The sequence below is a fragment of the Corallococcus sp. CA054B genome (genome assembly GCF_003611625.1).
GTDB classification, from domain to species: Bacteria; Myxococcota; Myxococcia; order Myxococcales; family Myxococcaceae; genus Corallococcus; species Corallococcus coralloides.
Genome location: NZ_RAVY01000110.1, coordinates 23,317 through 32,903 on the forward strand (window position 1 = coordinate 23,317; position 9,587 = coordinate 32,903).

Sequence of the window (9,587 nt, forward strand, 5' to 3'; positions counted from 1 at the left end):
TCATACCGGAAGACCGCGCTTCCTGTCCCACGTTACTCGTTGCCGCCCGGCTGCGCGGGCTCTTCCGGCGTCGCCGCCGGAGCGGAGGTGCCCTCGGACGCGGGGGCAGTCCCGGCCTGGCTCTCCATGGCGGCGCGGGCGGCGCGCTTGCCCTCTTCAATCAGCTTCTTGACCTTCTGCCCGCCCTTGCGGCCGATCTCCTCATAGAAGTTCGGACCGCGGGTGGCCTTGACGCGATCGCCGCCCTTCTTGCCGATCTCCTCGTAGAACTTCGCGCCGCGCTCGGCCTTCACGGTCTCGCCGCCCTTGCGGCCGATCTCCTCATAGAAGGAGCGTCCGCGCTCGGCCTTCACCGTCGCTCCGCCCTTGCGGCCGATGGTCTCGTAGAACTCGCGACCGCGCTCGTTGCGGACCGTCTCGCCGCCCTTACGCCCGGCCTCAGCCACCGTCATGCTGCCCTTGTTGTCCTTGTCCGACATGTCCGTGTCTCCTCTCGTGACTGCCCAACCCCGTCCGCGCCTTGGTGTCCCTTGCCTGAAACCTTGGGACGGAAGCGCCCCGATGCAAGCAAGCTCCGTACACCGCCAGCCGTTCTCTCCTGACATTGCATGCATAATCCCCAAGGATTTCGCGCGCTTGTCAGGCCTGCTGGGCATCCGGACGGGACGGGTGATTGCCCGGCAGGACGCTCTCGTTGTTCACAACAGTTCAGCCCACGTTGCCGATTCCCTGCTCGGATCCCACCTTGTGCGCAACGCCTGACACATCGGTCTGGCGGGTGTGGGGGAGGGTTTCTTGGCGAGCGTCAGGAGTGGGCTGAAGACCTGGTTGCGGATCCTCGCGCCCATGGTCGTCTCCATTGGCGGTCTGGTGATGCTCCGGCTGTTGGGGCCGGACTTCATTGATCAGCGCACCATCCGGGAACTGCTGCTCCCCCTGGGCGACTACGCGCCCCTGGCGTACGTGGCCTTCCTGGCCGTGCGTCCCCTGACGCTCCTGCCCGGGCAGGTCCTCACCGCGGTGGGTGGGATGATGTTCGGAACCCTCGCCGCCACCCTCTATTCACTAACGGGCAGCTTCCTGTCCGCCACCCTGCTCTACTTCGTTGCTCGCAAGCTGGGCACGCGGCCCATGCAGCGGCTGTGCGGCAGCAAGTACCCGGCCATCGCCAAGGCGGCGCGGCGGCACGACTTCCAGTTCACGTTCCTGGCGTGCCTCAATCCGTTGTGTCCCACGGACATCATGCTGATCGCCGGAGCGGCGAGCGGCGCGCGCTTCTGGCCCTCCGTGCTGGGCGTGATGCTGGGCACCATCCCGGGAACCTTCCTCACCGCGCAGTTCGGCAGTGGCCTTGCGCAGGGCCGCACGGTGATGACCGCCGTGTCCGCCGTGGGCATGGTGGTGTCGCTGGTGCTGGGCGTCATCTTCGGCCGCCGGTTCTACAAGGAGGTCAACGAGGCGTCGGTGGAAGTGCCCACGCCCGAAGCGGAAGCCCCCCGCGGCCTGCCGGAGACTTCAACATCCACGTCGTGAAGCGCTGAGCGCCATGACGCGAGGGGGCGCAACTTCGCGGGCCCGAAGCGGATAACCTCCCCAGACCCACTGCCCCCGGTGGTTGGAGGTTCCCATGAGCACGATCGACCGCACCCGTTCCCTCGCCGTGCCGTCCTCCGCCTCGAAGACGGCCGCGGAGCCGCTCGCGAAGAAGCCGGTGGCGCACCAGCCCGCGTTCCAGAAGTCCTCCTTCGAGCAGGCGCCTGCGCAGCAGAAGAACCTGCTGGGCGGCCTCATCGACGCGGCGGTGGGCGGCATCAAGGACATCCCCCGCTTCGTGGAGATGGGCGCGAACGTCTTCAACGCGACCACGGTGAAGGAGATCACCAGCCTCTTTGGCGGCGCGAAGCCGGACCGCGCGCAGGACGGCATGTTCGTGGGCGCGGGCGGCAAGGTGCTCCCGGCGACGACGAAGCTGGGGGACGTGCCGGGCATCACGCCGAAGAACAACCCGAACCCGGACAAGACGATCCTCTACGTCAACGGCATCATGACGCCGACGGCGGGCCAGGTGAACGAGATGCAGGCGCTGGCGAACAGCTCCGGCGCGAAGGTGGTGGGCATCCACAACGCGACCGAAGGCCTGGTGAAGGACCTGGGCCAGTGCGTGACGGACAAGCTGGACAAGGGCAAGAACCCCGCCGTGGACACGCTGGCGGACACGCTCTACTCGGAGCTGAAGGCCGGCCGCGACGTGCACCTGGTGGGCTACAGCCAGGGCGGCCTCATCACGGCGCGCGCGCTGAACGACGTGGCCAGGCGGCTGCGCGTGGAGGACGGGCTGTCCCCCGCGCAGGTGGAGGCGAAGCTGAGCCACCTGCGGGTGGAGACCTTCGGCGCCGCGTCCACGAAGTACCCGGACGGCCCGCGGTACGTGCACTACGTCAACAACGCGGACCCCGTGCCCACGCTCACCGGCCTGGGCGGCGACGTGGATCCGCTGGCCTTCCTGAAGGACGCGGGCAGGGGCGCGGTGGTGCACCGCTTCACCGACGGCAACCTGAACCCCCTCAGCAACCACATGCTGGACACGCTGTACCTGAAGCACCGCGTGGACTTCGACCAGGCCCGGCAGAACCAGTTCTAGTTCCAGGGCCCCAGGCGCCGGGGCGCGGCTAGGATGCCGCGCCCATGAAGCCCTTCCCTGTCGCAACCGCCCTCACCATCGCCGGCTCGGACAGCGGCGGTGGCGCGGGCATCCAGGCCGACCTCCGCACCTTCTCCTTCCACGGCGTGCACGGCACCAGCGCCGTGACGGCCATCACCGCGCAGAACACGCGAGGCGTCACGCGCGTGGACCTGCTCCCGCCCGAGTCCGTCACCGCGCAGGTGGACGCCGTCGCGTCGGACATGCGCGTGGACGCGGTCAAGGTGGGCATGCTGGCCCAGCGCCCCCTCATCGAGGCCGTGGCGGAGCAGCTGGCCCGCGTGTCGCTGGGCCCCGTCGTGGTGGACCCCGTGATGGTGTCCCGCGCGGGCTCGCAGCTCATCGACAATGAGGCGGTGGAGGCGCTGCGCTCGCGCATGCTGCCCCTGGCCGCCATCCTCACGCCCAATCGCCATGAGGCGAAGCTGCTCGCGGGCATGGACATCCAGACGCTGGAGGACATGCGCGAGGCGGCCCGGCGCATCCACGCCCTGGGCTCCCGCGTGGTGCTGGTGAAGGGCGGCGGCATGCCGGGCGCGCTGCGCGGCACGGACGTGTGGTTCGACGGGACGCGGATGGAGACGCTGTCCGTGGCCCCCGTGGACACGCCGAACACGCACGGCACCGGCTGCACGCTGTCCGCCGCGATCGCCGCGAGGCTCGCGCTGGGCGCCTCACCGCTGGAGGCCGTGCGACTGGCGAAGGAGTACGTCACGTCCGCCCTGCGCTACCCGCTCGCCGTGGGCCACGGGAACGGCCCGATCGGCCACTTCTTCCCGCTGATTCACGAATGAAATACATGCAATTGATTGCATGTAATCGCAGACACGGCGGCAATGAAACATGTATTTACTTGACACATGTTTCATTGGGTATGCCGCGACCCACTGAAGGCGCGATCATGTGGGTATGGCGGTCCTGATCGGGGAGGTGGAGGTAGGTCCTGGCGGCAATCGTCCGCCGACAAACGGCGCGCTCCTCCCACCTGATCACTGTTTCATGTAGGCATGGCCGATCAGAACCCCAGGACTGCTCGACCGTTCAGTCTGGGGTGCGGCGGAAATGGCTAAAAGTCTGTTCAGTGCCTGTTCAGGCGAACGAACGGCCCCGCGAAAAACCAGGGAAAGACCGTTCAGTGCTTCGTCGCGTCGGAATCGAGCCCGTCGATGCCCGGCAGCCGCTGCGCGAGCAACCCGAGCAGCTCCTGGGTGGACAGGCGGGCGGCGGCGTCCTTGCCCTCCAGCACGCCGGCCACCAGGGCCCGCTTCTGCTCATGGAGCGAGAGCATCTGCTCCTCGATCGTCCCGCGCGCCACCAGCCGGTAGACCGTGACGGGGCGCTGCTGGCCAATGCGGTGGGCGCGATCGGAGGCCTGATCCTCCACGGCGGGGTTCCACCAGGGGTCCAGGTGGATGACGCTGGTCGCGGCCGTCAGGTTGAGGCCGAAGCCGCCCGCCTTGAGTGAAATCAGGAACAGGGGCGCGTCGCCCTCCTGGAAGGCCCGCACGCGCTCCGCCCGTTCGCCGGCGGGGGTGGAACCATCCAGGTACTCGTAGGCGACGCCCTGGGCGTCCAGCACCTCGCGGACCAGCGCCAGGTGGGACGTGAACTGGCTGAACACCAGTGCACGGTGGCCCTCCTCGCGCAGCTCCTGGATGAGCTCCATGAAGCGCTCCAGCTTGGAGGACTCCAGCTTGGACGCCTTGTCGTACAGGCGCGGGTGCGACGCGAGCAGCCGCAGCCGCGTCAGCGCCGCCAGCACCTCGATGCGCCGCTCCTGGTCCTTCATCTTCGACTTGCGGATCTCCAGGTCGGACAGGGCCGCCAGGCGCGCGTCCTCGTAGAGGGTCCACTCCGGCGGGGACAGGATGACGGGGACGTGCACGTCCGTGCGCGGCGGCAGCTGCGCCTCCACCTGCGCCTTGGTGCGGCGCAGGAGGAAGGGCTGGAGCACCCGGGCCAGCGCGGGACCGGCCGTCGGGTCCACCTGCTTTTCAATCGGCACGGCGAAGCGGCTTCGGAACGCCTCCAGGCTGCCCAGGAGCCCCGGGAAGACGATGCCGAAGAGCGCCCACAGCTCGCCCAGGTGGTTCTCCATGGGCGTGCCGGACAGCGCGAACTTGAAGTCGCCCTGGAGCGCCCGCGCCGCGCGGAAGCGCTGCGTGCCTGCGTTCTTCAGCGCCTGGGCCTCGTCGAAGACGATGGTGGAGAAGCGCCGCGCGGCCAGCCGCTCGATGTCGCGCACGAGCAGGCCGTAGCTGATCACCAGCACGTCCCGCGGCCCCAGCCGCTCCAGCGTGCCGCCCCGGTCCTCCGAGTCGGAGAAGAGGGTCACCTTCAGCGACGGCGCGAAGCGCTTCGCCTCGTCCCGCCAGTTGAAGGCCACCGACGTGGGGGCCAGCACCAGCGCGGGCCCGTGCTTCGCGCGCTCCAGGAGCACCGCCAGGGCCTGCACCGTCTTGCCCAGGCCCATGTCGTCCGCGAGCACCCCACCCGCGTTCCACGACGCCAGCCGCGTGAGCCAGCGGAAGCCTTCCAGCTGGTAGTCGCGCAGCTCCGTCTTGAGCGTCGCGGGCACCCGGGGCTTGAGCTCCTTCGCCGCGAAGATGCGCTCGACCAGCGACTTCCAGGACACGTCCGCGTCGATGTGCGCGCCCGCGGTGCCCAGCGCCGTCAGGGCCTCCGCCGCGGACGGGCCCACCTCCAGCCCGTGCTTCGACAGGTACGCGTGATCCGCCAGCCGCTCCAGGTGCTCACGCAGCGCCGCTTCGATCTCCACCCAGGTGCGCGCGTCCACCTGGACGAAGCGCTCCCTGCGCCGGGCCGAGTCCAGGAGCCGCGCCAGCTCCACCCGCTCGCCCTCCACGGACAGGCCGCCCATCACGCCGAACCACTCGCGCTTGCGCTCCAGGATGACCTTCAGGTCGGCCGCGCCCCGGCTGGACATGAGCCGCATGGACGCGCCCACCCACTCCAGCTCCGGCCGGGGCTCCATGTCCGCGCACGCGGCCAGCACCGCCAGCCCGCCCTGCGCGCTGTGGAAGAGGAAGCAGAACGGCAGCTCCTGCGGCTCCGCCGTCTTCAAGGGCAGCTGGGCCTGGAGCGCCTCGGCCACCGCCAGCTCGCGCCCGAAGTCGCGCACCGCGTGGAAGGACCGCGTGTCGCGCCGCACGTGCACGTCGCGAGACCCGTTGCCGGGCAGGAACGCGGGGGCGTCCGGCAGCGCGCGCAGCCGCAGCTCCAGCCGCACCCCACCCCCGGGCTGTCCTTCCAGCCGGAGCACCGGGAGCTGCTGCGGCGCGATGGATTCCCCCATCACGCTGCGGGGCATGGACACGGGCAGGCGTCCGGAGAGCTTCGACAGGTGCTCCAGCAGCGCCCCGTGGCTCTCCGGGGGAAACGCGTTGCCGTGCCGCTGGAGCACCGTGGCCATGGCGCGCACCTCCGGGCTCACGTCCAGCACCGTGAGCACGTGCGTCCCGTCGTCCCAGAGGAACACCGCGTCCTCCGGCTTCGCCTTGCGCACGCGCTCCAGCAGTGGCGTGGGCAGCACGGTGCCGTCCACGCCCGCGTTCACGATCACGGTGCCGCTCCGGTCCTCGGCGACCAGGCCCACCTTCTCGCGCTCGATGCGCACGGGGATGTCCTGCGTGCCCTCCAGCGACAGGCGCGGATGATCGAGCAGCTCGAACAGCAGCGCGCGAGACGCGGGGGCCGTGCCGTCGGGCAGCAGCGCGGCGATGCGCGAGTCCGCGGGGCTCAGCTGCGAGCCGTGCTCCTGGAGCAGCTTGCGCCGGCTGACCTTCGTCCCGGGCGTGCGCTGGCCCTTCTTCGTGCGCCGGTGCACGTAGGGCGCGACCTCCACGCCGTACCCTTCGATGACGTCCAGCCGCCAGGAGATCTCCACGCCTCCGCCGCCGCCCGGGCTCTCCTCCACCGCCCGCTCCAGCGCCCGCAGCGTCCGCGCCCACGCCGGACGGACCAGCTCCTCCAGCGTCTCTCCGAAGTCCTCCGTCCAGCGCTGCCGCAGCCACAGCAGCGCCGTGTCCGCCGCCGCCAGCTGGTGCACGCAGAACGTGGCGCCGCACGTACAGTCCGCCGTCACGCTGGACGGACTGAACGTCAGCCGCGCCTCCGCGAGGATGAAGCCCGAGCCCGCCGGGGACACGGGCAGCTCGGAGACGCGCGTCTCCTTGAGGCGGAAGCCCGGCAGGTCCGGCTCCTCCACCAGCGCCTCCAGCGGCAGCGCGCGCTCCGGCCGCGGCGCGACGCTCGAAGGCACCCGGGCGCGCCAGGCCACCAGCAGCCCGTGGACCGCGTGCGTGCGGATGTCCGCGGGGGGCTCCAGCCGTTCCGCGACGGAGCCCCGGGCCTCGATGGCGCCATGCCGCTCGTCCTCCACGTGGCGCCAGGCGAGCTTCGGCAGCAGGTCCCGCATGCGCGGCGTGGGAAGCATCTCCGCCGTCCAGCGGTCGAGCGAGTCCTGGGCCAGCAGCTCCACCAGCCTGCGGCGGGAGATGACCGCGCGCACCTGCGGCAGGTAGGCGGCCTCCACGCGGGGCGTGAGCAGCGCCAGGCTCAGGCGCCACAGGTGCTCCAGGCCCTCTGCCTGCAGCCACGCGCGCAGCTCCGCCTCCGTCTGGAACGGGGGCGCGTGGGGAGCCGGCTTGGGGCTGGACGGAGGGGACTGCTCGGCCATGGGGACTGACGACGACGAACGCGTCAATCTACCTTGGCCATGCGGCGGCGATCACCGAGGAACTCTTCCACTCCCAGCACGATGTTCTTCGCCACGTCGTCCTGGTAGCGCTCGGACGCCAGGCGCTTCTCTTCCTCCGCGTGGGACAGGAAGGACGTCTCCACCAGGATGGCGGGCATCTTCGCGCCCAGGAGCACGTAGAACAGCGCCTCCTTGTGGCCCAGGTCCTTGATGCCGTCGTACTTGCCGGCCAGGCCCGTCACCAGGTTGTGCTGCACGGCGTTCGCCAGCCGGCTCGACTCCTCGGTGTTCGCCTTGGTGGCCAGGTCCGCCAGGATGAACTGGAGGTCGCTGATGCCCTTCTCGGAGGAAGCGTTCTCGCGAGCGGCCAGGCGGATGGAGTAGCGGTCCGCGGACGTGTTGAGCGTGTACGTCTCGATGCCGCGCAGCTTGTGCGTCGCCGCCGAGTTGCAGTGCACCGAGATGAACAGGTCGCCGTGCGCCTCGTTGGCCAGCTTCGCGCGGTCCTCCAGGCGGATGAAGGTGTCGTCGTCGCGGGTGAGCACCACCTCCAGGCCCTTCTCCCGCAGGCCGTCCGCGACCTTCTTGGAGATGGCCAGCGCCACGTCCTTCTCCTTCGTCCCCGCCTTGCCAATGGCGCCGGAGTCATGGCCGCCGTGGCCCGCGTCGATGACCACGCGACGCACCTTCAGCCCCAACTGCTCCGCCAGCGTCAGCTCCGCGTGGCGGGACTGCTTCGCCACCGCCTTGAGCCGGGCCTGGGCCACCTGCGCGTCCACCGGCGCCGTCACCGGGCGGGGAGCCTCCGGAGCAGCCGGCTTCGTCTCCGCCTTCGACGCCACCGCCACGGGCGCGGCCGGCTTCGGAGCCACCGGAGTGGTGTCCACCACCGGAGCCGGAGCCTTCGACGCCACGGCCGGGACCTCCACGCGGGCCTCCGGCTTCGAGGGCTGCGACGTCCCGTGCGAGGACGCCACCGCCTCCGGAGCCTTCGCGTCGGCGACGGTGGGCGCGTCCACGATGTTCGCCGTGGAGTCCTTCGAAGCGGTCTCGGAGCCCGAGGCCGGGACGGTCGGATCCAGGCGCGACGGCGACGGCTCGCGAGCGAGCTTGGAGATGGCATCCACCAGCGGCGAGCTGGGGGGCGCGGCGGCGACGGCGGTGTCCGGCGTGGACTTCAACACCGGGGGCAGCGGCTTCACCGTGGGCTTCGCGGGCGGCGTCTTGCTGGGCGGGGGCAGCGAGGCCAGCAGCGACTTCAGCTCCTTGGCCTGGTCGCCCTTGGGGTTGGTGGCCAGCGATTCGTTGAGGATCTTCCGGGCCGCCTCCGGCTTGTCCAGGCGGTTGACGTGGATGCGCGCCAGCGCCAGCGCCGCGTCATCCGCGAGCCGGTGCTTCGGGTGCGCCTCCACCAGCTTCGAGTAGTCCGCGATGGCCGCCTGCAGGTCCCCGTCCACGAAGGAGATGCGGCTGAGCTCCTGGAGCAGGTCGCCCGCGGTGAAGAGGGCGTCGGGGGCGCGCTCGCTCTTGGGGAAGCGCGTGGCCACGGCCTCGAAGCGGTGCGCGACGTTGAGCCAGTGGTGGCGCAGCTTGCGGCGGGACGCGTCGTCCTTCAGCGCGTAGTAGGCGCGGCGGGCCTGCTGGTACGCCTCCTCCGCTTCGTTGCGCTTGCCGGCTCCGACGGCGCTCGGGGCCGTGAGGAGCAGCATGGGCAGCACGAAGTAGGAGAAGCGTACGCGCATGGAAGCCTCCGGATGTTGCAGCTACAGGCGTGTGTCACACGGCCTCCGGGGGCCAGCAACTTTTCAACCCCACCTGTCCGTCCGTCAGCGCACCCAGCCCAGCGTCCGCGCCAGCTCCTCGTCGATGACGCGGCACCAGCCCGGCTCGGAGGGCACCACGGCGGCCAGCACCTTGCCGCCATTGCGCACCGGGGCCCGCTGGGGGCGGCAGCGCGCCCGCACGGCGTGTTTCACGTCCTGGCGGAAGAAGTGCGCGGGGAACACGGCCTCGCCCTTCCCTTCCGGCAGGTAGCCATCGTCCGGGGTTAGCCACACCAGCGCGCCCAGGCGCAGGGGCACCACCTCCCGGCGCCACAGCCGCCGCACCTCCCACGCGAAGCCGCCCAGGGCCACCAGCGCCCCCAGCCCCAGGCCCCAGGGCAAC

Annotated in this window: 6 protein-coding genes and 1 pseudogene; 3 read left to right on the forward strand and 4 right to left on the reverse strand. The window is 70.6% G+C overall.

Annotated elements, in window-relative coordinates; genetic code table 11:
* Positions 1–32: 32 nt before the first annotated feature.
* Entirely contained in the window at positions 33–479 is a 447-nt protein-coding gene (locus D7V80_RS24580; protein WP_120590482.1) for a general stress protein, read from the reverse strand.
* 316 nt (positions 480–795) lie between these two features.
* Between D7V80_RS24580 and D7V80_RS24585 the strand changes: the two genes are divergently transcribed.
* The 3 genes from D7V80_RS24585 (at position 796) to thiD (ending at position 3,495) form a co-directional block, all read left to right on the forward strand.
* Positions 796–1,533, forward strand: coding sequence for a TVP38/TMEM64 family protein (locus D7V80_RS24585; RefSeq protein ID WP_120590483.1), 738 nt, complete (start codon positions 796–798; stop codon positions 1,531–1,533).
* A 94-nt stretch (positions 1,534–1,627) separates the two neighbouring features.
* Positions 1,628–2,641, forward strand: coding sequence for a hypothetical protein (locus D7V80_RS24590; protein ID WP_120590484.1), 1,014 nt, complete (start codon positions 1,628–1,630; stop codon positions 2,639–2,641).
* Positions 2,642–2,685: 44 nt separating this feature from the next.
* A complete protein-coding gene (thiD, locus tag D7V80_RS24595) occupies positions 2,686–3,495 on the forward strand; it encodes a bifunctional hydroxymethylpyrimidine kinase/phosphomethylpyrimidine kinase (protein WP_120590485.1) in 810 nt (269 codons plus the stop codon).
* Positions 3,496–3,833: 338 nt separating this feature from the next.
* Here thiD and D7V80_RS24600 read toward each other — a convergent pair whose 3' ends face one another.
* The 3 genes and pseudogenes from D7V80_RS24600 to D7V80_RS24610 all read right to left on the reverse strand — a co-directional run.
* Positions 3,834–7,400: a DEAD/DEAH box helicase gene (locus tag D7V80_RS24600; RefSeq protein WP_120590486.1), complete on the reverse strand. Its 3,567-nt coding sequence runs from the start codon at positions 7,398–7,400 to the stop codon at positions 3,834–3,836.
* Between the two features lie 23 nt (positions 7,401–7,423).
* Positions 7,424–9,163: an N-acetylmuramoyl-L-alanine amidase gene (locus D7V80_RS24605; protein WP_120590487.1), complete on the reverse strand. Its 1,740-nt coding sequence runs from the start codon at positions 9,161–9,163 to the stop codon at positions 7,424–7,426.
* An 84-nt stretch (positions 9,164–9,247) separates the two neighbouring features.
* A pseudogene (locus tag D7V80_RS24610) lies at positions 9,248–9,587 on the reverse strand (DUF3592 domain-containing protein); the annotation flags it as partial.